Raw genomic sequence first — 25,763 nt, forward strand, 5'->3', positions numbered from 1 at the left:
CGCTCTACCTCGTGCAGGATGGAGGAGTCCACATCCGCCACGTTAGTCGTCCTACGGCGGATCAGTGCAAAGTGAGGACCTGGTGCCTACCTCGAAACGCCCGCGCCACCCCGTCGTCGCCGTCACCGGGGCCGCCTCAGGCATAGGCCGGGAGCTGCTCGCAAAGCTCGTGTCCTCCGCGGATTTCCGCAGGGTGGTGGCCATTGACGAGGAGCGCGGTGACGTCCAGGAGGCCACCTGGAGAGTGATCGACGTGCGGGATCCGCTCTTGGCGAACCGCATTTCCGATATCGACGTCCTGGTCCACCTGGCCGGTGACTACGCCGTCGACGCGGACCCCGCAGAGCGGCGCGCGTACAATCTGCGAGCTGCGCAAACGGTGCTCACCGCGAGCGCCGCCGCGCGCGTCCGGCGTGTGGTGCTCGTCACGAGCGCGATGGTGTACGGCGCCGCCCCCGAGAACGACGTGCCCCTGCCCGAGGCGGCCCCGGTCGCCGCCGAGCCCGACACGGGGGTCGTGGGCGACTATCTGGAGATCGAGGCGCTCGTACGCAGATCGTCGCGGAGCCACCCCGGCCTGGAAGTGACCGTCCTGAGGCCCGCGGCCGTGGTCGGTCCCGGCATCGACACGGTCATCACCCGCCATTTCGAGTCACCCAGGCTGCTCACGGTCAAGGGCTGCTCGCCGCGCTGGCAGTTCTGCCACGTCGACGACCTGGTCTCGGCGCTGGAACTGGCCGCGCGCGGCGTGGTCACCGGTGTGGCCGCCGTCGGCTCCGACGGCTGGCTGGAGCAGGAGCAGGTCGAGGAGCTGTCCGGTCTGCGGCGCTTCGAGCTGCCCGCGGGCCTCACCTTCGGTACGGCGCAGCGGCTGCACCGGCTGGGCATCACCCCAGCTCCCGCGACGGACCTGCACTACGTCGTCTACCCGTGGGTCGTCGACTGCACGGCGCTGCGTGAGGCGGGCTGGAAGCCCGTCTGGACCAACGAGGCCGCGTTCGAGCAGCTCCTTGAGCTGCGCGAGAACAGGACCACCGTGGTCGGCAGGCGACTGCCGGTCAAGGAGGCCACACTCACGGCCGCCGGTGCCACGGTCGCGGTCATCGGCACCGCCGCCATCGTCCGCCAGGTGCGCAAGAAGCGCCGACTCTGAATATGTAGGCTCTTTTCGTGGACGTCATCCGGTTGCTCGGGATTCGCGAGACCTCGCTCTCCGTCGACGAGGTGCTGGCCGCCGTGGGGGACCACGCGGCAGGGGGCACCACCCTCTTCGTCGGTACCGTACGAGAGCAGGATCACGGCAAGCCCGTGACCAGGCTCTCCTACTCGGCGCACCCCTCTGCCCTCGACGCGCTGCGCCAGGTGGCGGAGAAGGTGGCCGCCGACTTCCCGGTCACCGCGCTCGCCGCCGTCCACAGGGTCGGCGATCTGGAGCTCGGCGACATCGCCGTGATCGTCGCGGTCGCCTGCCCCCACCGAGGCGAGGCTTTCGAGGCGTCACGCAGGCTGATCGACGACCTCAAATCGCAGGTCCCGGTCTGGAAACACCAGATCTTCGCCGACGGCTCGGCCGAGTGGGTCGGTGCCTGCCAATAAGCTCGTCCTCATGTCGCGACGCGCCTTGACCCTGCTGGTTGCGGGTTTCCTCGTGCTAGCGCTCGGTGTCGCAGGGGCCTTCCTGCCCGTTCCGTACGTCGTACTGAGTCCCGGACCGACCGAGAACACCATCGGCGAGGTCGAGAAGAAGCCCGTGATCACGATCAGCGGGCACCAGACCTACCCGACGAATGGTGCGCTGAGGCTGGTCACGGTGGCTTACCAGGGCGGGCCGAGCAGCAGGATCGATCTGCTGACCGCGTTGCGCGGCTGGGTCGATCCGACGGTCGCGGTCGTCCCCGAGGAGACCATCTTCCCCAAGTCCCGCTCGCCCAAAGAGGTCGAGGAGGAGAACACGGTCGAGATGACCAACTCCCAGGACTTCGCCACGGCGGCCGCGCTGACCGAGCTCAAGATTCCCTTCAGCATGATCGTGACGGTCGCGTCCACGGAGAAGGGCAAGCCGGCCGACGGCAAGCTGCGCAAGGGCGACGAGATCAGTACGGTCGATGGCAAACCAGCCGCGAACGTCAAGATCATCAGCGACGCGGTCAAGGCGCACAAACCTGGCGAAAACGTGGCATTTACCGTCACCAGGGGCAAGGACAAGACCGATATCAGCCTGCCGACCGTGGCGGGTCCCTCGGGCCAGGCCGTCGTGGGCGTGGTCATGCAGGAGAGCTACAAGTTCCCGTTCAAGGTCGACATCAACGTGGGTGACGTCGGCGGGCCGAGCGCCGGGCTGATGTTCTCGCTCGGCATCCTCGACAAGCTGACCCCCGGCGAGATCACCGGGGGCAAGGACATCGCCGGCACCGGCACGATCCAGCCATCGGGCGAGGTCGGGCCCATCGGCGGCATCGCCCAGAAGATGGTCGGCGCCCGCAAGTCCGGCGCGACGGTGTTCCTGACCCCGGCCGACAACTGCGCCGAGGCCATGAAGGCAGTCCCCGACGGGCTCCGCCTGGTCAAGGCCGAGACGCTGCACGCCGCGGTCGGCGCGCTCGACGCGTTGCGCACCGGTAAAGGCGATGTGCCCTCTTGCGCTGCTGGATGAAACTTCTGGCGATCGCCATGCGTTAGCCGTACGGCTGGCACAGCGGTGTAGGTTGCCAGACACGGACCGTTTGTTCATCACGACGAGGGGTTGGCCTTGAGCTTCCGGACCCCAGGAGCCGGCGGCAGGGCAATGCGTTTGCCCCGCCGACCGCGACTGCTTCTTCCGGTCGCGATCGCACTCGTGGCGATTGTGGCGCTATTTTTCCTATTTTCCGGTATTTATACCGATTTTTTGTGGTTCGACACGGTCGACCCTTCCGTCGACTACACGTCCGTCTTTTCGGGCGTCCTGCTGACGGAGATCGTGCTGTTCCTGGTCGGAGCGGTGCTGATGATCGGCATCGCCGGCGGCAACATGCTGCTGGCCTTCCGGATGAGGCCGATGTTCGGCCCAGCGATGTTCGGCGGCGGCAGTGGCGCCGACCGTTACCGGATGGCGCTCGACCCCCATCGTAAGCTGATCTTCATCGTCGGCATGGGCCTGCTCGCGCTCTTCGCGGGCTCGTCGTTCGCCGGGCAGTGGAAGACCTGGCTGGAGTTCATCAACGGGGTGCCCTTCGGCAAGACCGAGCCCCTGTTCGGGATGGACATCTCGTTCTTCATGTTCGACTACCCGTTCATTCGGATGGTCCTGAACTTCCTGTTCACCGCCGTGATCATCTCGATCATCCTGGCGGGGATCACGCACTACCTCTACGGCGGCTTCCGGCTGCAGTCACCCGGCGTGCACGCCTCGCGCGCGGCGCGTGCCCACCTGTCGGTGCTGCTCGGCGTGTTCGTGCTGCTCAAGGCCATCGCCTACTGGATCGACCGCTTCGGGCTGGTCTTCTCCGACCGCGGCTTCGTGCACGGCGCCTCCTACACGGACGTCAACGCGGTGCTCCCGGCGAAGACCATCCTGGCGATCATCGCGTTGATCTGCGCCGCGCTGTTCTTCGCGGGTGTCATACGGCCCGGCGGCATGCTGCCCGGTGTCTCCTTCGGCCTGCTCGTGCTCTCGGCCATCCTGATCGGCGGCGTCTACCCGGCGCTGGTCGAGCAGTTCCAGGTCAAGCCGAACCAGCAGCTCAAGGAGACGGCCTACATCCAGCGCAACATCGACGCGACGCGGGCCTCGTACGACGTCGACAAGACGGAGATCCTGCCCTACACCGCGGAGGCCGACCCGACCAAGGTCGAGACCAACGGCGACGCCTCGGTGTCCGGCGTCCGGCTGCTCGACCCGGCGCTGGTCTCCGCGACGTACGAGCAGACTCAGCGCATCCGCGGCTTCTACGGCTTCTCCGGCCAGCTCGACGTCGACCGCTACCCCGACGCCAACGGCAAGTCGGTCGACCACGTCGTCGGTGTACGCGAGCTGCTCGGGGTGCCCGAGGGCCAGAACAACTGGATCAACAACGCCCTCGTCTACACCCACGGTTACGGCATCGTGGCGGCGCCCGGCAACGAGGTCGACTCGGGCGGTCTGCCCGACTACGACGCCAAGGACATGCCGGTCATGGGCCCGCTGGTCAACACGACCAAGCTGAAGGAGTCGCGGGTCTACTTCGGCGAGAGCCCGGCGTCCTCCGAGTACGTCATCGCCGGTGGCAACCCGAACAACCCGCAGGAGCTCGACTACCCGGAAACGGGTGGCACCGGCCAGAAGAACACCACATACACCGGCAAGGGCGGCGTCCCGGTCGGCTCGTTCCTCAACCGGCTCGTCTACGCGGCCAAGTACGGCGAGAAGAACATCCTGCTCTCCGGTGACGTCAACGACAACTCCAAGATCCTGTACGTGCGCAACCCGCGCGAACGGGTCGAGAAGGTCGCACCGTTCCTGACCCTCGACGGCAACGCCTATCCGTCGATCGTCGACGGGCGGATCACCTGGATCATCGACGGTTACACGACCTCCAACGAATACCCGTACGCGCAGAGCGAGAGCCTGGGCAACATGACCAGCGACACGACCACCAAGAGCGGCGTGGTCGCCCAGCAACCGCAAGACAAGATCAACTACATCCGCAACTCGGTCAAGGCCACCGTCGACGCCTACGACGGCACGGTCACCCTGTACGGCTGGGACGAGAACGACCCGGTGCTCAAGACGTGGAGCAAGGCCTTCCCCGGCATCATCCAGCCGAAGTCGAAGATGAGCGCCGACCTCCAGGCCCACGTGCGTTACCCGGAAGACCTGTTCAAGGTGCAGCGCTACACCCTGTCGCGCTACCACATCACCAACCCGGCCGCCTTCTACAGCGGCCAGGACTTCTGGAACATCCCGAGCGACCCGTCACAGGGCGAGAACACCAAGCAGCCGCCCTACTACGTGACGACCACGATGCCCGTCCAGAACCAGGCGCCGACGTTCTCGCTGACGACGACGTTCGTCCCGAAACAGGGGCCCAACCTGGCGGCCTTCATGGCGGTCGACTCGGTGGCCGGCCCCAACTACGGCAAGCTACGCATCCTGCGAATGCCGTCCAACACCCCCATCCCGGGCCCCGGCCAGGCACAGAACGCCTTCCAGAGCCGATTCGCCGGCGAACTGAACCTCCTGGGCGTCGGCGCCTCCTCGGTCCGCTACGGAAATCTGCTGACTCTGCCCTATGCGGGCGGGCTGGTGTACATCGAGCCGGTGTACATCCAGGTCGCCGCCGGTGGCGGGCAGGAGCCGTACCCGATCCTGCAGCGCGTCCTGGTGTCGTTCGGCAGCAAGATCGGTGTTGCCCGGACCCTTCCTGAAGCTCTGAAACAGGTCTTCGGCGACGGCCAGCAGCAGCAGACGCCACCCAACAACGAGCAAGTAAAACCCAACCAGAACACCACGGCTCTGAAGGCGGCGATCGACAACGCCCAGAACGCCTACACCGAGGCCCAGAAGGCCCTGCAGGCCAACCCGCCCAACTGGGAGGCGTACGGCAAGGCGCAGAAGCAGCTGGAAGAGGCGCTGAAGGCTCTGGAGGGGCTGGGCGCTCTGCCGAGCACCACCACCACTCCGACGCCGTCACCAACGGCCTCTCCGTCGGCTGCACCGTCGTCGTCACCCTCGGCGTCGCCGTCGGCATCAGGCACTCCGACGGCGACACCGACGGCCAGCTCGTAGGTTCCTCGATTTGCGTCCACCCCGCGCCACCTATAGTCTTTAGACACACACCGACGCGGGGTGGAGCAGTTCGGTAGCTCGCTGGGCTCATAACCCAGAGGTCGCAGGTTCAAATCCTGCCCCCGCTACCAAGTCGAAAAGGCCCTCCAGGATTATCCTGGAGGGCCTTTTCGCATGCTCCTGCACAAAAGGGCTTCATTATGGGTGCGCTCCGCGCTTTCGGAGCTCAGACGTTGCTTCCAGTCGCGCCGGAGCCGCGACCCCTGGAAGGCCTCCGCTTCGCTCCGGGCGTTCTTCCTATTAAGGGCCCCACCCGTTACCCATTTGGGTGGTTAACCATCTGATGCCCGCCCCGGGCACAAAGGGCTTCGCTTCATTGGCGCTTCGCGCTTTCGGGCTCAGACGCTCTTCCAGTCGAGCCAACGGCTCGACCCCTGTAGGGCCTCGCTGCGCTCGGACTGCCTTCCCCGGGCGCGCCTTCGGCGCGCAACCCCCACGACGGGCGCTTCGCAAGAGTGGGCAGCGCTGTTGAGCGGAGTCATTGCCATGCTCACTCGCTCGGACCTCGATCTCTCGGAGCCAGCGGTCGGGGAACCTGGAGTCCAGGTTCCCCGACGCCTGCAGCGTTCGATCAGGCGATGTCGAATTCGCCGTCGTTGACGCCTGCGAGGAAGGCGGTCCACTCCGAGAGGGTGAAGATCAACGGTTGGTCGGAGCGGTGCCGGGAGTTGCGGACGGCGATCACTCCGGGCAGGTTGGTAGCGACTTCTACGCAGTTGCCGCCGTCCCCGCCGCTGTGGCTGCTCTTTCGCCATTCGGCGTGCTGAAGGTCGGGGGTGTCATTGCGGGCCACGCGTCATCACGTCCTTGATGATGTTCAACGATAGATGGTGCGGATAGGCCTCTGAGCGGACGCAATCGTAACGCCGCAGAACGCCGGAGATAATGGCCCGATCCTCATACGCTCGGCCGTATCGTGGCTGCTCTCACGGACGAATGGCGGCACGAACCGGCCCTCTGCGGTATGGGGAAGACCATCTGGTTCAGCCGCAGCCTCGAACCCGCATCCCCGCCACCACACTCCACGTAAGAGTCCGGCGGCAGAAGAGGACATGCCCCGAAGGACTGCGAGAAGAAGACGGACGCCGCCGGTGAGGGCATGGCCCCTCACTTCCGCGAGGACCGTTCGCGCCCGCCCCCGTCAGGGGATCCTGGACAGGTCGATCACATACCTGCCGCTCTTGATCCGGTACGTCATCATCCGTCCGGCCCGGTCGGCGACCGGCACCTCGCCCTGACTGGCTTCATCTCCGATGCCCAGGTCCGCCAACGCCCCGGTCTTCAGGTCGTAGAGCCCTAGACCCGGAGCGTCGCTTCTGAGGTTGCGCACGTAGAAGCGACTCTGGCTGGGCGGCTCCGGGATCTGGTAGCCGGTCGGCACCTCCTGCTCTTCCGAGCCGTCACGCGCCCGGGTGAACGCCCTGCCGCCGTTGCTCATCGTCGAGAGGCAAGACCGCACACCGCAGGCGAGCAACGTCGCTCCCTGGCTGGCAGGGGCCGCGTCGCTGGTCAGCCCGGTCTCCAGGTTGACCAGATGAGTGAACGGGGCTCCGTCCTTGGGGCTCCACGAGCTCGGCGAGCCCGCCCATGGCCAGGACAGCAGGTGCAGATCGGTCCCGCGGTCGATCGGCGTCACCTGGCCCCCGCCCACAGGAACGCTGAACACCCCGCCCTTCCCCAAGGAGAACACGATCGTGCCCTTCGCCACGGCGAGGCTGTCGATCATGTCGCCTCTGGTCTTGTGCTCGGCCACCTGTCTGGCCTCGCCGCCGGTCAGTGGCGCGGTCCAGAGGCGTACGGAGGTCTTCGTCGAGGTCCACCACGCCACCACGCCCTCACCCATGCTGAAGTTCGCGGCGATCCCGGCCTTCTTCGACGTGGGTAGGTCCGCGATCTTTCGCAGATCCCCTCCGGCCAGGTCGTAGAGGTAGAGCACCTCGGGCTCCTCGACCTCGCGCCATGCCTTGACCAGCAGCTTCCCATCGTCGGTCAGTGCGACGGGGTGTAGTTCCCTGCCCTGAGAGTCCTCGATGGGAATCTTCCATACAGCCTGCGGCCACAGCTTCTCGATGGGTTTCGCGGTGGTGGCGGCACTGATCATCGCGGACGGCACTTCAGACGGGCCGATAGCGGGCAGCGGCTTCCCGCCGCCGACCGCCCGCAGGCCCACGACGACCCCGCCGGCGAGCACCACCACGGCCGCCGCCGCGAGCAACGCCTGGGACCTGTGCCTGCGCTGTCGGTAGCCGGTCTCCAGCCGTTCCGCCGCCGGGGCGGCCAGCCGCGGCGCCTGCTCGGCCGCGTGTCCCAGGGTCCTGCTCAACAGCTCCTCGATACCGCTCATCGCCGCTCCCCGCGATCCGACCCGACGCCTGACTCGATGTGCTCGCTCACGGCGGAACGGAGCTTGCCGAGCGCCCGTGACGCCTGACTCCGCACGGTTCCACGAGAGATCCCCAGGGTCGCCGCGATCTCCTCGTCGCTCAGCCCCTCGTAGTAGCGCAACACCAGCACCACCCGCTGCTTGCGGGGCAACCCGGCCAGGTACTCCCACATCGCCTGCTCGTCTTCGCTGGGCAGTGCGTCGTGGTAGCCGTGCTCCGGTGGGTCCCAGGCGAGCAGCTCGCGCCGCCGCAACCGCCAGGCCGCTATGTGCAGCCTGGCCATGGTGGTACGCACATAACTTTCCGGATTGTCCTTGGCGCGTAGTCTCGGCCAGGAGGCGCGTAACTTCAGCAGCGCCTCCTGCACCAGGTCGGCCGCGTCGTGCGGGTTCCCGGCCAGGACGTAGCCATAACGCAACAGCGCATCGCCACGTTCGGCGGCGAACCCGGCGAACCGGGTGTCTGCTTCCAACAGCCTTCGCCTTTCGTCGTCCGTGTCACCTCCCAGATGGACTTACGTGGCGAACTGTTGCATCGGAGGCTGAGGGACTTCACTCCTCGTCGAGTCTGGCCAGTTCCTCGGCGTCGATGGGGTGGAACGTGTTCAGTACGGCGATCAGCTCTTTCACGGACATCGTTGGGCTTTCGATCCGCACCAAGGCGGTGCTGTGCGTTGTGAAGATGATCTTCCCGTGCTTACCGCTACGGAGCCATATGCCGGGTGACGCCTGGCGGCACTCCGTGTGCTCCATGATCTCGTCCCGCGGATCGGGATTTCTGCAGGCAGCCTTGGGGCTCGCCGTACTCCTTGGCCTGACGGTGACGCCAACGCGGGAGTCACCATCCTGACCCTCGTACCAGAGCTCGAGCCAGTCATCCACATAGAGCACATCCGAGAGCCGATGGTCCGGCAGGGTGGGTGCGATGAGCGGAACCTTGGCGCGGGCCGGCTGGTTGGCCGGAGTCGGGTCGGCGATGACGTTCGATGCCGACCACACGGCCAGGTACACCACGGCGACGCCGGCGATCAGCAGGACGCGAAGTCCCGAGTGCACCGGCATGAATATGCCGCCCGCGGCCAGATAGGCGGTCGCACCCAGGGCCATGAGGCACAGTGCTGTCTGCCAGTCGGTCAAGTCCACGCTCTTGGGCATGAGCAGGGCGAAAATGTTGGCGAGGAGGAACGCCGCGGTGATGGCCGGGCCCGCCGTGGCCACCCCCCACCAGCGCGGTAACCTGCCCCACCAGGACAGGAAGAACCCCAGCCCATAGGGCAGGAGGATCAGCGCCAAGACGTCGAGGAACCCCAGGTCGTCTCCCCGCCAGTAGAAGATGACGAACTGGGCCAGTCCGACCACCGCCCCGACGAGCGCCGCCCGCGCCGCTGCGTTCATATTCCGATCATGTCTAAAGAAATGAGCCCATAGCGGAAATCGGGAAATTATCCCTGAGGGCATTTCTTATAGAAGGCGGCTAATGAGTGGTACGGATGGTCACGTACGTCTTGCGGATCGTCTCGTGCACGTCCCAGGTCCCCCGCCAGCCGTCCGGCAGCACGACCGTCGAGCCCGGCGCCAGCTCAACGGTCTGCCCGTCCGCACCCGTCAACGTCGCCCGCCCCGCCAGGATCTGACAGATCTCGTGAAAGCCGTCCCTGACCGCCGTGAACGAGCCGGGCCCGCACTCCCAGACACCCGTCTCCGCCAGAGAGTCGGCCCACACCTCCAAGGTGGACTCCGACTGGCCGGTCAAGCTGGTCGGCTTGGGCTCGGCAGCGGGCAGGGAGACCGATGGGGCGTGCGCCAGATGGGAGAGCTGGATCAAGAGTCGTCCTAACAGAAGAAGTAACGGCGGTCAGCGGCCGGAGATGAGGTTGGCGAGGCGGGCGTAGGCCGAGGTGGTGGTGCCCCGGTCGTTCTCGTGCCGGTCGGCGGTCCTGAAGAGCGCGTAGATGAGCTGCACCCCGGTCCACCGCAGCGGCTCCGGCTCCCACTGCCTGACCTGGCGGCCCACCCACGGCAGCGCCGTCAGCTCGGTGTCGCGGCGCAGCACCAGGTCGCGCAGCGTGCGGCCGGCCAGGTTCGTGGTGGTGACGCCGCTGCCCACGTAACCCCCAGCCCAGCCGAGCCCGGTCGCGTGGTCGAGGTGCACGGTCGAGCACCAGTCCCGCGGCACGCCGAGCACCCCGCACCACGAGTGCTGGACATGGGCGTCGGCCGCGGCGGGGAACAGCTTGACCAGCATCCGCCAGAGCAGTGCCACCGTCTGTGCCTGTGTGGCGCCCCGGTCGTCGGTCCGTGAGCCGTACCGGTACGGCACACCGCGCCCGCCGATCGCGATCCGGTCGTCCGCGGTCCGCTGGGCGTAGATGTAGGCGTGCGCCTCGTCGCCGAGCAGCTCGTTGCCCGACCAGCCGATGTGCTTCCACACCTCGGCGGGCAGCGGCTCGGTGACGATCATGGAGCTGTTCATCGGCAGCCACTGCCGGTGCTGCCCGGCGAGGCTGGCGGTGAAGCCCTCGGTGGCGCGGATGACGTACTCGGCCGAGACCACGCCGCGCGTGGTGACTGCCGAGGCCTGCCCTCCGACAGAGCGGGGGCGGATCTCGGTCACGGTGGTGTTCTCGAAGATGTCCACGCCCAGCGAGGCGACCACGGAGGCGAGCCCGACGGCCAGTTTCGCGGGCTGGATGCGCGCGCAGTGCGGCGAGTACGTGGCCTCCAGGGTCCCGGCCACCTGCACGCGTTCCCGCTGCTCGTCCCGGGACATCAGCCTGAGGTCGTCCTCCCCGTACCCCCAGGTACGCAGTTCGGACAGCTCCTCGCGCAGGCGGCGGCGCTGGGCGGGGTTGGTCGCGACGTGGATCAGGCCACCCTTGTGGATGTCGGCCTCGATGCCCTCTTCCCGGGTCACGCGGATGACCTCGTCAACGGACCGGAACATGGCATGCTGCAGGGAGACCATCGCCTCACGCCCCCGAGCCGCCGCGTACCGCTTCCGCGACCCCGCGAACTCGGCCGACAGCCAGCCGCCGTTGCGCCCGGACGCGCCGAACCCGGCGAACTCCCGCTCCAGGATCGCGATCCGCAGATCGGGCTGCTCCTTCTTCAGGTAGTACGCGGTCCACAGGCCCGTGTAGCCGCCGCCGACGATCACCACGTCATACGAGCGGGGACCGGGCAGCGCGGCCCGGCGGTTCGGCACGCCGATCTGCCGGTACCAGAACGAGACGCCGCCGTTGGCGAAGTCCGTGGTCAGCGGGATGCCTTTCACGTGAGAACTGCCTCCACATCACTTTCATCAGCCAGGAGTACGGAGTCGGACACGCGCCAGGTGAGCGTGACCTCGTCGCCGCGGCGGGCGTCGCTGAGGCTGCCCGCCTGTTCGCGGACCAGCGCCGGCGAGCCGTCCGGCAGTCTCAGTTCCAGTTTGCGACTGGAGCCGAGATAGATCTCGCTGGTGACGGTGGCGGGCAGCGCGTTCCAGCCGGTCTCGGGGGAGTGGTCCGCCTGCCGTACGGCCAGCCGCTCGGGCCGTACGACGAGCGCGCCGGGCCCGTCGGGCAGTGAACCGGGTGCCCGCATCAGCCGCGCGCAGACGCCGATGCCGTCAGCTGAGACGTCGCCGCGCAGGATCGTCGACTCGCCCAGGAAGCGGGCCACGAACAGCGTGGCGGGGCGCTCGTAGAGCTCGTCGGCCGGGCCGAGCTGCTCGATGCGGCCCTGGTTGAAGACCGCGATGCGGTCCGACAGCACCAGAGCCTCGTCCTGGTCATGCGTGACGTAGACGAACGTGATGCCGAGCTCGCCGTGGATGCGCTTGATCTCCAGTTGGAGCCAGTCGCGCAGCTTCTTGTCGAGCGCGCCGAGGGGCTCGTCCATCAGCAGCACGCGCGGGCTGTAGACGATCGCTCTGGCCACCGCGACCCGCTGCTGCTGCCCGCCGGACAGCTCGCGCGGGTAGCGGTGGCCGTACTCGCCGAGGTGGACGGTGGCCAGCGCCGCCTGGACCAGCTCGGTCCTGCGTGCCTTGGGGATCTTGCGTTGTTTCAGCGGGAAGGCGATGTTCTCGGCGACCGTCATATGCGGGAACAGGGCGTAGTGCTGGAAGACCATGCCCATGTCCCGCTTGTGGGCCGGGGTGGCGGCGATGGCGGTGCCGTCCACGGTCAGCTCGCCCGAGGTCGCCTTGGTGAAGCCGGCGATGACGTTCAGCGTGGTCGTCTTGCCCGAGCCGCTCGGTCCGAGCAGCGTGATGAACTCGCCCGGGTTGATCGACAGCGAGACGTCGTCCACGGCGACGAAGTCCCCGTAGCGTTTGGTCAGGCCGGTGAGCTCGATGCCCCCGCCACGGGCGGCGAGGTCGTTACTGGTCGGCGGCACGGGACCTCCTGGCGACGAAGAAGGTGGCGGCGAGCACGAGGGTCGTGGTCAGCACGAGGATCATCGTGGCCGCCGCGGCGATGGTCGGGTCGATCTCGCGGGTGACGCTCGCGTACATCTTGACCGGCAGGGTCTGCAGGTAGGGGCTCTGGATGAACAGCGAGACGACCACCTCGTCGAAGCTCGTGACGAACGCGAACAGCGCGCCGGAGGCGACGCCGGGCGCGACCAGGGGCAGCGTCACGCTCCGGAAGGTGGCCCACCGCCCGGCGCCCAGACTGGCCGCCGCGCTCTCCAGCCGCCGGTCGAACCCGCGCAGCGAAGCGGCCACCGGGATCATCACGAACGGCAGCGCCAGTACGGTGTGCGCCATGACGAACCCGGCCAGCGTGCCCACGAGCTGCAACTTCAGGAACACGGCGTAGGTCCCGACGGCCAGCACCACACCGGGCACGATCATCGGGGCCAGCATCGCCCCCTGCGCGAGCGCCAGGCCGCGCATCCGCGCCCTGGTCAGCCCGATCGCGGCGGCCGTGCCGAGTACCGTGGCCACGACCGTGACGAGCAGCGCCACCTCGACCGAGGTCAGCAGCGCCGACACCCAGGCCGGATCGCTGAAGAAGTGCTCGTACCAGCGGAACGAGTAGCCGTCGGGCGGGAACTTCAGCGAAGCCTTCGAGGTGAAGCTGAGCGGCACCACGATCAGCGCCGGCGCGACCAGCCACACGCCCACGAGCGCGCAGAACGCCCACAGCACGGCGCGGCCGAGGCGGGCGGTCATCCGGCCACCTTCCTTCCGGTACGACGCAGCGTGAGCGCGAGCAACGCGATCATCGCCAGCGTCAGCCCGAGCAGCACCACGCCCATCGCGCCACCTCGTCCCCACTTGAGCAGCCCGTTGACCTGCGTGAAGATCTGCTGCGAGATCAGCGCGTCGGTGGGCGAACCGAGCAACGCGGGCGTGACGTAGAAACCGAGCGCGCTGATGAACACGGTCAGGCACCCCGCCGAGACGCCCGGCAGCGACAGCGGCAGATACACCTTCACGAACGCCTTGATCGGATGCGCCCCCAGGCTCCCCGCCGCGGTCAGCAGCCGCCGGTCGATCCCGTTCATCACCGCGTACAGCGGGAGCACCATGAACGGCATCAGCAACTGCACCATCCCGATGACCACCCCCGTCTGGGTGCGGATCAGGTTGAACGGCCCGAGCCCGATCGCCTGCAGCGCACCGTTGATCACGCCGGTGTCCTGCAGCAGGATCACCCACGCGAACGTGCGCACCATCAGGCTGGTCCAGAACGGTACGAGCACGAGCAGCGTCAGCACGTTGCGCGCCCGCGGCCCGGCGATCGTCATGGCGTAGGCGTACGGATATGACACGACCAGCGCGATCACCGTCACCCACAGGCCCGTGGTGAACGTACGGCCGAGCACCCTCAGGTTCTGCGGCTCACCGAAGAACCAGGCGAAGTTCCCGAGCCCGGGGGTGGGATCGGTGAACGCGCTGACCACCATGGAGACCAGCGGATAGAGGAAGAAGACGGCGAGCGCGATCAGCGCGGGCAGGATGAGCAGCGCCGGCCGGCGGTCGCGGTCATCCCTGCCCGCCGTCGCCGGCAGGGACACCGCTTGGAGCGTCGAGGCCATCTCGGATCAGCCGCCGAGCCAGGCCGACCACTTCTCGATCATCTCGGGCTGGTGTTCCGCCCACCACTTCGAGTCGATCTTGAGTGCCTTGTCCGCCACCTCGGGCCTGGTCGTCAGGAACGACCGCCCCTTCTCGTCCAGCTTGGGCTTGGCGTCGGTGTTGATCGGCGAGTACGAGGTCAGCTCGGTGAGCTTGGCCTGCTGTTGCGCGCCCAGGTAGTAGTTGATCAGCGCCATCGACGCCTTGGGGTTCTTGGCGTTCTTCGGCACGGTCAGGGAGTCCATGATCGGCATCCACTGGTCGAAGGAGACGTCGAACGGCGCGCCGTTCTTGACGGCGGCGTACGCGCGGCCGCTCCAGAGCATCGCCATGTCGACCTCGCCGGACTCCAGCAACTGCTGCGACTCCGCGCCGGTCTTCCAGAACACCAGGTTCGAGCGGACCGACTGCAGCTTCTTGGTCGCGCGGTCCACGTCCAGGGGATACAGCTGGTCCGGGGCGACGCCGTCGGCGATCAGCGCGCCCTCGAACGGCCCGGGCGCCGAGTCGCCGGGGTTGCCGGAAATACCGCGCTTGCCGGGGAACTTCGCGGTGTCGAAGAAGTCCTTCCAGCCCTTGGGCGGGTTCGCGCCGAACTTGTCCTTGTTGTACGCCAGCACCATGCCGTACTGCATCGCGGGGACGCTGCACTCGGTGGTGAGGCCCTCGGGGACCTTCGACTTGTCGATGATCGTGTAGTCGAGCGGTTGCAGCAGCTTGCCGCACTGCGCCTGGGCCCAGATCGAGTCCGTGTCGATCACGTCCCAGGTGACGTTCGAGGAGTCGACCTGGGCCTTGATCTTGGCGTAGTCGGTCGGGCCGTCCTCGAGGATCTTCGCGCCCGACTCCTGGGCGAAGGGATCGACCGCCGCCTTCTGCTGGCCCTCCTGATACGCGCCGCCATAGGAGACGAACGTCATGTTCAGGCCGCTGAGCGCGTCCTTCTTGATGGTGCCGGACTTGGCGGGGCCGGAGCCGAGGTCGATGCTCGCGGGCGCCGCGGAACCGGCGCCGCATGCGGCGGAGAGCAGTAGCGAAGCCGCGATAGCGGCCATACCGGGCAGTCGTTTGGGATAGTTCGGCATGGTTGAACCCCCTTGATAAGGGTGGGTGTAAGTCAGGCGGGCGTGGGCGGGCTGATCGTCCAGAGCACCTCGGCCGTCTCGTCGCCGTCGTTGACGACGCGATGGGGCATCGATGTGCGGTATTCCACGCTGTCGCCCGGCCCGAGGACGTGCGGGGCGGCCGAATCGGCGGGCCCGAGCCAGAGCGTGACCTGGCCGCGCAGGATGAGGAAGATCTCCTGGGAGTCGCCGTGGGTGTACGGCTCGTCCCCGGTGGACGCGCCCGGGTCTAATTCCCCGGCGTACATCTCCAGGTTCTGCAGGGGGCGCTGGGAGATCAGGTACTTGCGGGTGCCGGATTTCGTGGGTAATTCCGGACGGTCGGCGCGGCGTACCACCCGGTGTCCGACCTCGTCCTGTTCGTTGAACAGGTCGGCCACCGTGATCCCGAGAGCTCCGGCGATCCGCCGCAACATCCCGATGCTCGCGCTGGTCTGCCCTCGCTCCAACTGGCTGATGAAGCTGGCGCTCGCCTTGGCCTGGCCGGCCAGGCCGCGCACGGTCATCTGGCGCATGTTCCGGTAGGCCCGGATGCGTACGCCCAGGTGTTCGGTCTCCGCCTCCGTCATCGAACCCCTTGATCGGTTGCACTGAACAGGTTGTTAAGTGGCAATGAAAGGACCGTACATATCACAAGAAATCCCAGCAAGGGGCAGTATGTAACAAATGGGTTACCGAGTGTGGCGGCATACCTTCCGAGGAATTGCCGGACCGCGGCCCGTCTCCCAGGCTTCTCAAGGTCGAACGCGTACCAAGGAGAAGCAGTGACCGATACTCGTGCACGGCTGGGAGTCCTGCTCCCCACCAACCGCACCCAGTGGAACGACGCCCGGCACCTGGTCGACTTCGCCGTCCGGGCCGAGCGGCTCGGGTACGACTCCGTCTGGGCCAATGACACCCTTCTCGGCGCGCGGATCGAGCCGCTGGCCATGCTCGCCGCCCTCGCCCCCGCCACCGAACGCGTCACGCTCGGCACCGCGGCTCTGCTGCCCGCCTTCCGCCGCCCGGTCACCGCCGCGCAGGAGCTGGCCTCCATCGACCACCTGTCAGCCGGACGGCTCGTCGTGGCTGTGGGCGCGGGCTTCCCCGGCCGGTCCGAGATCGAGTACGCGGTCTCGGAGGTGCCGTGGGAGCGACGGTTCCGGCGGCTGGACGAGACGGTCTCGCTGTGGCGGGCGCTATGGGCGGGGGAACGCGCGTTTCGCGGCGAGGTGTTGCGCCACGACGACCTGCCGGAGTCCACACCGTCTTACCGGCCAGGTGGCCCGCCGGTCTGGCTCGCGGGAGGCAGCCCGTCGGCGCTCGAGCGCACCGGCCGCCTCTACGACGGGTGGCTGCCTTATCCGCCGGACGTCGCCGACTACCGGGCGGGCCTCAAGTCCGTATGCCAGGCCGCGGCGGCCGCGGGCCGTCTCGCGGACGCGATCACGCCGGCGCTGTTCGTCACCGTGCTGGTCAGCGACGACGCGGAACGGGGAGAGCAGGAGCTCGATGCCTACTGCCGGGCCACGTACGGGCTGCCGTCCGAGACCGTACGGACGATCCAGGCGATGGCCGTGGGACCGGCCGGACAGGTGGCCGAGACGCTCGCCCGCTACGCGGAGGCGGGCGCGCGACACGTCGTCTGCCGTATCGCCGCCCCCACCATCGACACGCAGCTTGACCAGTTGGAGCTGATCGCCCTCGGCCGGGCGGTCATGTCATCCTGAAGGCGCTTTCTCCACCCCTTCCAGGACAAGAAACGAGAAAAGCAGTGAAAGCATGGATCTTCCTCGTACTCGGTGTTCTCCTGATCCTGGTCGGCGGCCTGTGGACGCTTCAGGGGCTGGGCATCGTCGGCGGTAGCGTGATGAGCGGCGTCACCATGTGGGCCATCATCGGCCCCGTCGTCCTCATCATCGGCGTTGCGCTCGCATTCCTCGGAATACGTCAGCGACGAGGTCAGTAGCTGGTAAAAGGCGGTATTGATGGATCATGACCGCACGCTATGACGGCCAAGCCGAGTGGTACGACGAGTTCAACACCCCCGCCGCCGCCGCGAACCAGCCGGACGTGGCCGAGCTGCTGGGACCGGGCGACGGACCGTGCCTGGACCTGGGCTGCGGCACCGGCCTCTACCTCGACGCGATCCGCGCCACCGGCAGGACCGTGGTGGGGCTCGACCGGTCCGGTGACCAGTTACGCCTCGCCCGCCGCAGGGACGACGCGCCGCTGCTCCAGGGTGACGCTACGACGCTGCCGTTCGCCGCAGGGGTGTTCGGCACCGTCGCCGCGTTCTGGGTGTCGACCGACATCGGCGACTTTCCCGGACTGCTGAAGGAGGCCGCCCGGGTGCTGCGCCCGGGCGGCCTGCTGCTGTTCTACGGGGCGCACCCGTGCTTCAACGGCCCGCACATCGAGAACCGCGAGGACGGCGCGCTGATCATCCATCCCACGTACCGCATCAAGGGCTGGCACCGGCGCGGACCATGGTGGCGCAAGGGCGGGGTCCGGGACCGGGTGGGGATGAGCCAGCTGCCGCTCCCGGACCTGATCAACGCGTTCATCGACGCGCGGCTCGACATCGAGCGGATGTACGAACCGGGCAATCAGCCCATTCCCAACGTCCTGGCCGTCAGGGCATACGCGCGCTGACCCTTACCGGAAGTCGTCGGCGTGGTCCTGGGCCCACTGGGCGAAGGTGTGCGCGGGACGGCCGGTGACCTCCTCGACGACCGTCGAGGTAGGGGCGGGGTGCTCGGTACTGGCTGCCAGCATGCGCATGATGCCCTCCACCCCGATCGGGGGCATGGTCTTGGCCAGATCCGACCGGGCCTCCTCGACGGAGGTCACATCAAGCGTGATCTTGCGGCCGATGGCCTCGCCGATCTGCTCGACCTGCTGCCTGATGGTGAGCGACTCGGGGCCGTAGAGCGTGTAGGCCCGCTGAGCGTGGCCGGGCTCGGTCAGGGCGGTGACGGCGAGCGCGGCCATGTCCTTCTCATGGATGGGGGAGATCTGCGCGTCTGGGTACCCCGTACGGACGGTGTTGTCGTTTCTGATCGACTGCGCCCACCACCACAGGGTGTTCGTGGCGAACATCCCCGGCCGGATGAACGTCCAGTCGATGCCGGAGCCCTCCAGGGCCGCCTCGACGACGCGATGCAACTTGGCGATCGGGTTGAGTTCGGCGCTGGAGAGAACGACGGACGCCGATGACAGCAGCACCACGTGTCGTACGCCGGCGGATCGCGCCGCCTTCACAAACCCATCGATGCCATCCGGTTTGGTGTACAGGAACACCTTCTCGGCACCCTCCAGAGCGGCGGGCAGCGTCTCGGGAGAGTCGAGATCGGCTGCTACGACCGGTGTGTCCGGCGGGAACCCCGGCGCGTGCGGATCCCGGCCCGTCGCGCGGATCGGTATGCCCGCCGCACGCAGTCCGGCGGCGACATGGCGGCCTACATTGCCCCGGGCACCGAAGACGACAGTGACCATTAGGAGGACCTCCCGAGAAGTTTGATCAGCTGGTTGCGGAGTTCGGTACGGGTTTCAGTCGACAAAGGATCGTCGCCGAAGAGGGCCCGTACGAAGTGCGGCATCGTGATCGGGGCGAAGACCACCGCGTAGGCGGTCAGGAGCGCGAACCTGGCGTCCACCTCATCGGTGACCTCGCCGTTCTCCTGCCGTTGGCGGATCTTCTCCACTGAGTCCGCCATCTTGGCCCGTTGGCGATCCAGATACTGTCGCCCGTCCGCCTCATCGGTGAACGGGCAGTCTCCAAGGGCCTGCCAGACGGTCAGCCGGGCCCAGTCGGGATTGTCGAGCGTCGCGTCCAGGTGCGCGCCGATCGAGTCCGCGAACGAGGTGTCCGGCGTGACCAGGCCGGCCTCGAGCTCCTGCCAGCGCCGGCGCAGCTCGTCCAGCAGCCCCTGTTTGCCACCGAAGTAGTACGAGATCAGCTGCTGGTTGACGCCGGCGCGGGCGGCGATGCCGGCCGTGCGGGCACCCGCGTAGCCCTTCGCCCCGAACTCGGCCACCGCGGCGGTCAGGATCCGCTCGCGCGTCTGTTCCGCCGCCTGGCCGCGATCCTCTGGGCGCGGTGCCCGCCGTGCTCCTATGCCTGGAGAGCCTAGTTCTTCAACCGACTGAATGACAACTGTCATTCAAACGATTGAAGAGCGGACTGCTCAGACGGGAGAACAGGTGGGCACGGGCGCGGTGTTGGTTCCGTTCCAGGAGGCCAGGAAACCGAAGGTGGCCGTCGCTCCGGTGGCCAGGGTGCCGTTCCAGCTCACGTTCCGCACGCTCACAGTGGCCCCGTTCGCGGTGAGCGTGCCACCCCAGATCTGCGTGATCTGCTGGCCGTTGGCGAACGTCCAGCCGACCGTCCAGGCGTTCGTCGTGGCGGCACTCGTGTTCTTGACCGTGACCTCACCCTGGAAGCCGCCCGTCCACTGCCCGACGTTCTTGAACGTCGCCGTGCAACCGCCCACCGGTGTCACGGTGGGAGTGGGGGTGGGCGTCGGCGTGGACCCGCCCGGGGTGAGGAAGTTCACCAGCGCCGGATACCAGCGGTCGGACATCTTCTGGTCGCCCGAGGCGTTCGGGTGTACTCCGTCATACGTGTCCGCGCTCGTGCTGAACCCCGTCCACTGGTCGACGACCACGATCGGCGACTGCTGGGTGGAGGTGGCGGCGGCCCAGGCGGGGATTGCGTTGTTGAAGGTGACGGCGCGCTGCCCGCAGTCGGCGCAGTTGGACGGGCTCATCGGGATGATCTTCGCGACCAGGATCTTCATCGCGGGGTTGCTGGCCCGCATCTGGTTCACCAGTGTGGTGAACGCGCTGAGGATCGTCGCGGGCGCGATGTTGCTCCACACGTCATTGGTGCCGAAATGCATCACCACGATGTCGGGCCTGGTGGCCGCCAGCCAGCCGGGGAGCTGGTTCTGGGCGGCCACGTTCGTCGCCAGGAAGCCGCCGTGGCCCTCGTTGTCGCCGTCGTACGACACCGAGCAACCCTGCGGCGGCAGCGTGCCGACGAAGTCGATGTTGGTGTAGCCGGTGCTCTGGAGCCTGTTCCACAGCAGGGCCCGCCAGCAGCCGGGCGAGCCGGTGATCGAGTCGCCGAGGGGCATGATCCTGGTGGCGGCGGCGCTGGCCGGTGTCGTGGTCAGGAAGAGTACCGTTCCGATCAGGGTCAGCACGGCCACCACCAAGGCGCTCATCCGCGACATCGTCAGCTCCCGAAGATCGTGGGTCTGCCGAGAGCGTAGGAGCGCGCAGAGGCGGCGGAAAGGCGGCCGGTCCTGGTGGGTCTTCCGACCTGCGCCGTTGCCCGGAGCGGCGTGTAACTTTCAGAATTTGCCGACCAACCTGGCAACTGATTACCTGATTACATGAACAATAAGGAAGTGCCGACCTTATACGAATGGGCGGGCGGGGCAGAGGCGCTGGAGCGGCTCACCGAGGCGTTCTACGAGCAGGTGCGGAAGGACGACCTGATCGGCCCGCTGTTCGCGCACATGGACCCCGGCCATCCGCGATACGTGGCGATGTGGCTCGGTGAGGTGTTCGGCGGCCCCGACCACTACACCAAGGAGCGGGGCGGCTACCCCCACATGCTCTCCCAGCACCTCGGCAAGGGCATCACCGAGCCGCAGCGGCGCAGGTGGGTCAACCTGCTGATGGACGCCGCCGACGAAGTGGGACTGCCCGACGACCCTGAGTTCCGAGCCGCTTTCGCCGGCTACATCGAGTGGGGCACCCGGCTGGCGGTGCACAACTCGCAGCCCGGCGCGACGCCCCCGACCAGGGCTCCGGTGCCGCACTGGGGCTGGGGAGTCGCCCCGCCGTACCAGCCGTAGGACGTCGCGCCCCTGGTCGTAGCCTGGAGGTCACCGACGAACCACCAGGAGCGGGGCATGACACGCGGGCGGCTGCGCATCGACCTAGGCGCGGCCCCCGGCGTTGCCGCGAACGCGCCGCCGCCCGCGCGCCGCCCGCCCGCCGCGCTCACCCGAGACCGGCGGATCGCCGGCTGGGTGCTGGCGCTGCTCGGGCTGCCGCTGCTCACGGCCGTCATGCTGGCGTTCGCCGAGCAGCTCACGCTGCCGAGCGAGATCCTGTTCTTCCTGCTGCTGGTGGTCGCGGTCGCCCTGGTGGGCGGCAGGTGGCCGGCGCTCACCGCGGCGGTGCTCGGCTTCGCCCTGCTCAACTGGTTCTTCACACCGCCGCTCCACACGCTGACGATCTCCGCGCCGGAGAACCTGTTCGCGCTGACCACCTTCGTCCTGGTTGCCGCGATGGTCAGCACGGTCGTCGACCAGGCGGCCCGCCGCAGCAGGGAGGCCACCCGGGCACGCGCCGACGCCGAAGTGCTGTCCACGCTGGCCGGCCACGTCCTGCGCGGCGACTCGGCGCTGCCGTCCCTGCTGGCCAGGCTCAGAGAGGTGTACGGGCTGGCGTCCGTCACGCTGCTGGAGCGCGACGGCGACTCCTGGCACGTCGTGGCCACGGCCGGAGGGCCGCCGTCCACCTCGCCGGGCCATGCCGACACCGACGTGCCCATCGACGACGACCTGGTGCTGGCCGTACGGGGGAGGCCGCTCGACGCGGCGGACCGGCAGGTGCTCGAGGCGTTCGCCGCCGAATCGGCGGTGGCGCTGCGCCAGGAACGCCTGCGCGAGGAGGCCGAGCGGGCCAAGCCGCTGGCCGAGGCCGACAGGATGCGCACCGCGCTGCTCGCGGCCGTCAGCCACGACCTGCGCACCCCGCTCGCCGCGGCCAGGGCGGCGGTCGACAGCCTGCGTGGGACAGAGGTCGACTGGACCCCCGAGGACCGCGCGGAACTGCTGGCCACCGCGGGCGAGTCGCTCATCAAGCTGGACCGGCTGGTGTCGAACCTCCTCGACATGAGCCGCCTGCAGGCCGGCGTGCTCGGCGTCACGCTGGAACCACTGGCGATCGAGGACGTCGTCCCCCAGGCGATCGCCGATCTCGGACCGCTGCGCGACCGCGTCCACGACGGGTTCAGCGGTGAGGTTCCGGAGTTCATGGCCGACGCGGCGCTGCTGGAGCGGGTGCTGGTGAACCTGATGTCCAACGCCGTCCGCTTCAACCCGCCCGATCGCAAGGTCGTGATCTCGGCGAGCTCGTACGGCGAACACGTCGAGCTCCGCGTCATCGACCGGGGACCCGGCATTCCGGCGGAGGCCCAGGAGCGGGTGTTCATGCCGTTCCAGCGCCTGGGCGATCGGCAAGGCGTGGGGCTGGGCCTCGGGCTGGCGCTGTCCCGCGGGCTGACGGAGGCCATGGGTGGGACGCTCACGCCGGAGCAGACGCCTGGAGGGGGCTTGACCATGACCGTTTCGCTGCGGAGGGCTCCTTGACCCGCGTGCTCGTGGTGGACGACGAACCGCAGATCTTGCGGGCGTTGCGCATCAACCTGGTCGCCAGAAGCTATGAGGTAGCCGTCGCGCCGGACGGCACCGCCGCGCTGCGCCAGGCCGCCGACTGGCATCCCGACCTGATCATCCTCGACCTCGGGCTGCCTGACCTGGACGGAGTGGACGTCATCCACGGGCTGCGCGGCTGGACGAGCGTGCCGATCATCGTGCTCTCGGGGCGGGCCGGCAGCCCTGACAAAGTGGACGCGCTCGACGCGGGAGCCGACGACTACGTGACCAAGCCGTTCGGCATCGACGAACTGCTCGCGCGCATCCGCGCGGTGACACGCCGCATGGGGCCGGCTCCCGACGAGCCCGCGACCGTGCGGGTGGGCGAGCACCTGATCGATCTCGCCAGGAAGACGGTGTCCGGCGGGGTACGGCTGACGCCCACAGAGTGGCATTTCCTGGAGCTGCTGGTACGCAATCCCGGCAAGCTGATCAGCCAGCGCCAGTTGCTGAGGGAGGTGTGGGGGACTTCGTATGTGAAGGAGACCCATTACCTGCGGCAGTACATGGCTCAGCTACGCCGCAAGCTGGAGCGCGATCCGGGGCATCCCGTACACCTGCTGACAGAGCCGGGAATGGGTTACCGCTTCCAGCCGTAGCCGCCTACTCCGGCGGGAAGTACGTGTCCTCCAGCGGATCCGCGAAGGCGTCGGACTCGCGGGGGTCCTCCTCGTTCACCCATCTGGAGATACTTCGCGCGGCCTCGTCATCGATCTCGAGGATTCTGTGGCGTTGCGGGAGCCTGTCCATGTACATGGCGGTGGCGGACAGCTGTACGTCATCGCCCATGTCGTGACTGATTTCGTAAAGTTGATCGCTCATGGGACTCACGCCTTGGTGATCATCAGAGTTGTCTTACGTACGGTCCATGCGGCCAGCGCGACACCGAAGGCCAGCTGGAAGACCCGCATCCAGAAGGTGGAGCTGTCGTTCACATAAATCACGACACCTAGCCACACGAGGCTGAAACCGCCGACTAGGACGATTGCTGCCCAGTTGAACCATCGCTGCCACATATGCGCAGTCTTACAGCCGGTCGACCAAGGCTGGGTAAGTGAGTGGTCGTCTTCTGGTCACCTGGGCTCCCCGTGCGTACGGCCTCCCTACCCGGTGGGGTTGGTGCCGATGACGACGGTGGCGTACAGCTCATCGGAGCGGGCCACGCGCGGGGTCAGCCCGCTGGCGGCCATGGCGTCGGCCGTCCGCGCCGCCTGGCCCTCGCTCGTCTCGACCAGCAGCCGACCGCCCGGTGCCAGCCACGGCGGCGCCTCCGCGATCACCCGCCGCACGACGTCGAGCCCGTCCGCGCCACCGTCGAGCGCCACCAGCGGCTCGTGGACGCGGGCCTCCGAGGGCAGCAGCCGGATCGCCTCGGTGGGCACGTACGGTGGGCTGGCGATCAGGATGTCAACGCGACCCCGCAGGGTGGCGGGCAACGGCTCATATAGGTCGCCCTCGTACACCTGGCCACCGATGGGAGCCAGATTGCGGCGCGCGCACTGTACCGCGGCGGGGTGCAGGTCGGCGGCGTGCAACTCGACCCCGTCGAGGATCGCGGCCAGCGCGGCGCCCATCGCGCCCGTCCCGCAGCACAGATCGACGACGACGGTGGCCGACCGGCCGCCCAGCGCGGCGGCCTGGCTGATGAGGAACTCCGTACGCCGGCGCGGCACGAACACCTCAGGATCCACCGTGACCCGCAGCCCGCAGAACTCCGCCCAGCCGAGAACGTGCTCAAGAGGGAGACCGGCGACCCGCTGGTCGACCATGGTGGTGAGATCGTCCGGCGTCCTCGCCGTTGAGATGAGCAACTCCGCCTCGTCCTCGGCGAAGACACAGCCGGCGGCCCGGAGCCTGCTGACGATGGCGGATTGGTGGACAGATGACGGAAAAACCGACATGAGCGCCTTTCGGAAAGCCAATGAGCGCTCCCTAGGCCACCTACGTCAGGTGGACCGCACAACCATGAGACGGGAGCACCCAGCCTGCTACAGCGGTAATGGGTCTCACCTCCTCGGTCGGGTCCATCGCTGGAGACGGCAACATTACCGGACGTCCTGTTCGGCACGCCAACGGCCGGTCTCGCCCGCCTCGCCCGTCTTCTTGCACCGGACTTTTTCGTATCGGAACGCTTCAGTGGGGCAGCGTACGGGCGGAGCCGACGCAGCGGCGCAGTCGCATACCTCTGGCCGGCCGGACCTGAGCCGGCTGCTCCAGGCACGCCAGCAGGGCGGCCGCCGCGCGGGCGTCGGCCAGGATGCGCTGCACGGCCTCACCGTTCTCGGGAAGCTGGCCACGTTCGGCGAGCTCGTGCTTGACGAAGGCCAGCGGGTCGGGCGCGTCCACCGCCTCGGCCGCCACCGTGGCCCGGGCGGCGGTGAGCAGACGCAGGTAGTACGTCCTCAGGACGGCCTCACGCATACGCGCGTGCTCCAGGTCGTCGATCAGCGTCCGGGCGACTCGGAGGAGGTCTCCAGCGTGAGTCGCGTCGTCGGCAAGGAAGGCGCGGATGTCATCGAACTCCGAGCGGGTCATTGCGGACACCTCCAGGGACGCAGATTGCTCGTAGCTACTTCGTACACAGGGGCGATTGCGGATGACTTGCTTTCGGCTTGTCTCCGCCATGTCGACCGCCTGCCCTGGGGCCGGTCCGAGATCGGCAGGTTTGAGCATCCTGAGGGCAGGGAAGGACCTCATGATTACCTGTACGGCACGAAGCAGCCGTAGGTGGCTGCTAGAGTTGCTCAGGCAGGGCGGCGCGGGGGTTCGCGAAGAACCTCGGACGATGCCCAGCACCTCCCACTTACTCCTGGTTCGTCCAGATGGTTCGCACCATCCGGATGGGCTGGTAAGTTAGAGGGGTTGTCCCGGAAACGGGGCGGTGTTTATTCCAGAAGGTCGATGCGAGTCGGGTCAATTTGACACCGGGTCGGGCGGC

The 25,763-nt window shown here is 67.8% G+C and carries 27 protein-coding genes and 1 tRNA gene; 11 read left to right on the forward strand and 17 right to left on the reverse strand.

Going from position 1 to position 25,763, the window contains the following annotated elements:
- Positions 1–79: 79 nt before the first annotated feature.
- The 5 genes from AB0B91_RS60990 to AB0B91_RS61010 all read left to right on the forward strand — a co-directional run bounded on the left by AB0B91_RS60990 (position 80) and on the right by AB0B91_RS61010 (position 5,877).
- The gene (locus AB0B91_RS60990) at positions 80–1,153 is read left to right on the forward strand and encodes an NAD-dependent epimerase/dehydratase family protein (protein WP_358341880.1); all 1,074 of its coding nucleotides are present in this window, start codon (positions 80–82) and stop codon (positions 1,151–1,153) included.
- A gap of 17 nt (positions 1,154–1,170) precedes the next feature.
- The gene (locus tag AB0B91_RS60995) at positions 1,171–1,596 is read left to right on the forward strand and encodes a molybdenum cofactor biosynthesis protein MoaE (protein ID WP_358341803.1); all 426 of its coding nucleotides are present in this window, start codon (positions 1,171–1,173) and stop codon (positions 1,594–1,596) included.
- A 10-nt stretch (positions 1,597–1,606) separates the two neighbouring features.
- The gene (locus AB0B91_RS61000) at positions 1,607–2,653 is read left to right on the forward strand and encodes a PDZ domain-containing protein (protein WP_358341805.1); all 1,047 of its coding nucleotides are present in this window, start codon (positions 1,607–1,609) and stop codon (positions 2,651–2,653) included.
- Between the two features lie 132 nt (positions 2,654–2,785).
- Entirely contained in the window at positions 2,786–5,746 is a 2,961-nt protein-coding gene (locus tag AB0B91_RS61005; RefSeq protein ID WP_358341808.1) for a UPF0182 family protein, read from the forward strand.
- Between the two features lie 54 nt (positions 5,747–5,800).
- Positions 5,801–5,877, forward strand: a tRNA-Met gene (locus tag AB0B91_RS61010).
- Between the two features lie 500 nt (positions 5,878–6,377).
- On the opposite strand, the gene AB0B91_RS61015 is transcribed toward AB0B91_RS61010, so the two are convergent.
- From AB0B91_RS61015 to AB0B91_RS61065, 11 genes are all read right to left on the reverse strand, one after another.
- A complete protein-coding gene (locus AB0B91_RS61015; protein ID WP_358341811.1) occupies positions 6,378–6,599 on the reverse strand; it encodes a DUF397 domain-containing protein in 222 nt (73 codons plus the stop codon).
- A gap of 348 nt (positions 6,600–6,947) precedes the next feature.
- Complete coding sequence (locus tag AB0B91_RS61020) at positions 6,948–8,150, reverse strand: hypothetical protein (RefSeq protein WP_358341814.1); 1,203 nt, start codon at positions 8,148–8,150, stop codon at positions 6,948–6,950.
- A complete protein-coding gene (locus tag AB0B91_RS61025; protein ID WP_358341817.1) occupies positions 8,147–8,662 on the reverse strand; it encodes a SigE family RNA polymerase sigma factor in 516 nt (171 codons plus the stop codon). Before AB0B91_RS61025 ends, AB0B91_RS61020 begins: the two co-directional genes overlap by 4 nt.
- A 79-nt stretch (positions 8,663–8,741) precedes the next feature.
- Complete coding sequence (locus tag AB0B91_RS61030; protein WP_358341820.1) at positions 8,742–9,584, reverse strand: hypothetical protein; 843 nt, start codon at positions 9,582–9,584, stop codon at positions 8,742–8,744.
- Positions 9,585–9,663: 79 nt separating this feature from the next.
- Positions 9,664–10,014, reverse strand: a complete 351-nt coding sequence (locus AB0B91_RS61035; RefSeq protein ID WP_358341823.1) for a cupin domain-containing protein — start codon at positions 10,012–10,014, stop codon at positions 9,664–9,666.
- Between the two features lie 30 nt (positions 10,015–10,044).
- Positions 10,045–11,463, reverse strand: coding sequence for an FAD-dependent oxidoreductase (locus AB0B91_RS61040; RefSeq protein WP_358341826.1), 1,419 nt, complete (start codon positions 11,461–11,463; stop codon positions 10,045–10,047).
- The gene (locus tag AB0B91_RS61045; protein WP_358341829.1) at positions 11,460–12,572 is read right to left on the reverse strand and encodes an ABC transporter ATP-binding protein; all 1,113 of its coding nucleotides are present in this window, start codon (positions 12,570–12,572) and stop codon (positions 11,460–11,462) included. The genes AB0B91_RS61040 and AB0B91_RS61045 overlap by 4 nt, the downstream gene beginning before the upstream one ends.
- Positions 12,556–13,353, reverse strand: a complete 798-nt coding sequence (locus tag AB0B91_RS61050; RefSeq protein WP_358341832.1) for an ABC transporter permease — start codon at positions 13,351–13,353, stop codon at positions 12,556–12,558. The genes AB0B91_RS61045 and AB0B91_RS61050 overlap by 17 nt, the downstream gene beginning before the upstream one ends.
- Entirely contained in the window at positions 13,350–14,201 is an 852-nt protein-coding gene (locus tag AB0B91_RS61055) for an ABC transporter permease (RefSeq protein ID WP_358341835.1), read from the reverse strand. Before AB0B91_RS61055 ends, AB0B91_RS61050 begins: the two co-directional genes overlap by 4 nt.
- 27 nt (positions 14,202–14,228) lie before the next feature.
- Positions 14,229–15,347, reverse strand: coding sequence for an ABC transporter substrate-binding protein (locus AB0B91_RS61060; protein WP_358341838.1), 1,119 nt, complete (start codon positions 15,345–15,347; stop codon positions 14,229–14,231).
- Between the two features lie 32 nt (positions 15,348–15,379).
- A complete protein-coding gene (locus AB0B91_RS61065; RefSeq protein WP_358341841.1) occupies positions 15,380–15,955 on the reverse strand; it encodes a cupin domain-containing protein in 576 nt (191 codons plus the stop codon).
- A gap of 195 nt (positions 15,956–16,150) precedes the next feature.
- Between AB0B91_RS61065 and AB0B91_RS61070 the strand changes: the two genes are divergently transcribed.
- The 3 genes from AB0B91_RS61070 to AB0B91_RS61080 are packed head-to-tail and all read left to right on the forward strand — an operon-like array spanning position 16,151 to position 18,020.
- Positions 16,151–17,095 carry an LLM class flavin-dependent oxidoreductase gene (locus tag AB0B91_RS61070; protein WP_358341843.1) on the forward strand — a complete coding sequence of 315 codons (945 nt, stop codon included), beginning with the start codon at positions 16,151–16,153 and terminating at the stop codon, positions 17,093–17,095.
- Between the two features lie 44 nt (positions 17,096–17,139).
- Positions 17,140–17,334 (forward strand): hypothetical protein, encoded by a 195-nt coding sequence (locus AB0B91_RS61075; protein WP_358341846.1) that lies wholly within the window; start codon positions 17,140–17,142, stop codon positions 17,332–17,334.
- A 26-nt stretch (positions 17,335–17,360) separates the two neighbouring features.
- Complete coding sequence (locus AB0B91_RS61080; RefSeq protein WP_358341849.1) at positions 17,361–18,020, forward strand: class I SAM-dependent methyltransferase; 660 nt, start codon at positions 17,361–17,363, stop codon at positions 18,018–18,020.
- 3 nt (positions 18,021–18,023) lie between these two features.
- On the opposite strand, the gene AB0B91_RS61085 is transcribed toward AB0B91_RS61080, so the two are convergent.
- Genes AB0B91_RS61085 through AB0B91_RS61095 form a run of 3 tightly spaced genes read right to left on the reverse strand, consistent with a single transcriptional unit; the run spans position 18,024 to position 20,596 of the window.
- The gene (locus AB0B91_RS61085; protein ID WP_358341851.1) at positions 18,024–18,863 is read right to left on the reverse strand and encodes an NAD(P)H-binding protein; all 840 of its coding nucleotides are present in this window, start codon (positions 18,861–18,863) and stop codon (positions 18,024–18,026) included.
- A complete protein-coding gene (locus AB0B91_RS61090; RefSeq protein WP_358341853.1) occupies positions 18,863–19,531 on the reverse strand; it encodes a TetR family transcriptional regulator in 669 nt (222 codons plus the stop codon). Before AB0B91_RS61090 ends, AB0B91_RS61085 begins: the two co-directional genes overlap by 1 nt.
- A 24-nt stretch (positions 19,532–19,555) precedes the next feature.
- Complete coding sequence (locus tag AB0B91_RS61095; RefSeq protein ID WP_358341856.1) at positions 19,556–20,596, reverse strand: cellulose binding domain-containing protein; 1,041 nt, start codon at positions 20,594–20,596, stop codon at positions 19,556–19,558.
- A gap of 186 nt (positions 20,597–20,782) precedes the next feature.
- Between AB0B91_RS61095 and AB0B91_RS61100 the strand changes: the two genes are divergently transcribed.
- From AB0B91_RS61100 to AB0B91_RS61110, 3 genes are read left to right on the forward strand one after another with little or no spacing between them, the layout of a single operon-like run.
- A complete protein-coding gene (locus AB0B91_RS61100) occupies positions 20,783–21,235 on the forward strand; it encodes a group II truncated hemoglobin (RefSeq protein ID WP_358341859.1) in 453 nt (150 codons plus the stop codon).
- Between the two features lie 57 nt (positions 21,236–21,292).
- Entirely contained in the window at positions 21,293–22,759 is a 1,467-nt protein-coding gene (locus tag AB0B91_RS61105; protein ID WP_358341862.1) for a DUF4118 domain-containing protein, read from the forward strand.
- Positions 22,756–23,424, forward strand: coding sequence for a response regulator (locus AB0B91_RS61110; protein WP_358341865.1), 669 nt, complete (start codon positions 22,756–22,758; stop codon positions 23,422–23,424). The genes AB0B91_RS61105 and AB0B91_RS61110 overlap by 4 nt, the downstream gene beginning before the upstream one ends.
- Positions 23,425–23,428: 4 nt before the next feature.
- Here AB0B91_RS61110 and AB0B91_RS61115 read toward each other — a convergent pair whose 3' ends face one another.
- From AB0B91_RS61115 to AB0B91_RS61125, 3 genes are all read right to left on the reverse strand, one after another.
- Positions 23,429–23,647 (reverse strand): hypothetical protein, encoded by a 219-nt coding sequence (locus tag AB0B91_RS61115; protein WP_358341868.1) that lies wholly within the window; start codon positions 23,645–23,647, stop codon positions 23,429–23,431.
- A gap of 281 nt (positions 23,648–23,928) precedes the next feature.
- Positions 23,929–24,726 carry a putative protein N(5)-glutamine methyltransferase gene (locus AB0B91_RS61120; RefSeq protein WP_358341883.1) on the reverse strand — a complete coding sequence of 266 codons (798 nt, stop codon included), beginning with the start codon at positions 24,724–24,726 and terminating at the stop codon, positions 23,929–23,931.
- Positions 24,727–24,958: 232 nt separating this feature from the next.
- A complete protein-coding gene (locus AB0B91_RS61125; RefSeq protein ID WP_358341871.1) occupies positions 24,959–25,360 on the reverse strand; it encodes a hypothetical protein in 402 nt (133 codons plus the stop codon).
- Positions 25,361–25,763: the final 403 nt, after the last annotated feature.

The organism is Nonomuraea sp. NPDC049141, assembly GCF_040648415.1.
Taxonomy (GTDB): Bacteria; Actinomycetota; Actinomycetes; order Streptosporangiales; family Streptosporangiaceae; genus Nonomuraea.

Bases quoted from the DNA above. Each gene is read 5' to 3' on its own strand.
- AB0B91_RS61115 (WP_358341868.1), bottom strand. From the start codon at position 23,647: ATGAGCGATCAACTTTACGAAATCAGTCACGACATGGGCGATGACGTA.
- AB0B91_RS61060 (WP_358341838.1), bottom strand. From the start codon at position 15,347: ATGCCGAACTATCCCAAACGACTGCCCGGTATGGCCGCTATCGCGGCT.
- AB0B91_RS61020 (WP_358341814.1), bottom strand. From the start codon at position 8,150: ATGAGCGGTATCGAGGAGCTGTTGAGCAGGACCCTGGGACACGCGGCC.
- AB0B91_RS61030 (WP_358341820.1), bottom strand. From the start codon at position 9,584: ATGAACGCAGCGGCGCGGGCGGCGCTCGTCGGGGCGGTGGTCGGACTG.
- AB0B91_RS61050 (WP_358341832.1), bottom strand. From the start codon at position 13,353: ATGACCGCCCGCCTCGGCCGCGCCGTGCTGTGGGCGTTCTGCGCGCTC.
- AB0B91_RS61090 (WP_358341853.1), bottom strand. From the start codon at position 19,531: ATGACAGTTGTCATTCAGTCGGTTGAAGAACTAGGCTCTCCAGGCATA.
- AB0B91_RS61065 (WP_358341841.1), bottom strand. From the start codon at position 15,955: ATGACGGAGGCGGAGACCGAACACCTGGGCGTACGCATCCGGGCCTAC.
- AB0B91_RS61095 (WP_358341856.1), bottom strand. From the start codon at position 20,596: ATGAGCGCCTTGGTGGTGGCCGTGCTGACCCTGATCGGAACGGTACTC.
- AB0B91_RS61080 (WP_358341849.1), top strand. From the start codon at position 17,361: ATGACCGCACGCTATGACGGCCAAGCCGAGTGGTACGACGAGTTCAAC.
- AB0B91_RS61120 (WP_358341883.1), bottom strand. From the start codon at position 24,726: ATGTCGGTTTTTCCGTCATCTGTCCACCAATCCGCCATCGTCAGCAGG.
- AB0B91_RS61000 (WP_358341805.1), top strand. From the start codon at position 1,607: ATGTCGCGACGCGCCTTGACCCTGCTGGTTGCGGGTTTCCTCGTGCTA.
- AB0B91_RS61005 (WP_358341808.1), top strand. From the start codon at position 2,786: ATGCGTTTGCCCCGCCGACCGCGACTGCTTCTTCCGGTCGCGATCGCA.
- AB0B91_RS61085 (WP_358341851.1), bottom strand. From the start codon at position 18,863: ATGGTCACTGTCGTCTTCGGTGCCCGGGGCAATGTAGGCCGCCATGTC.
- AB0B91_RS61105 (WP_358341862.1), top strand. From the start codon at position 21,293: ATGACACGCGGGCGGCTGCGCATCGACCTAGGCGCGGCCCCCGGCGTT.
- AB0B91_RS61125 (WP_358341871.1), bottom strand. From the start codon at position 25,360: ATGACCCGCTCGGAGTTCGATGACATCCGCGCCTTCCTTGCCGACGAC.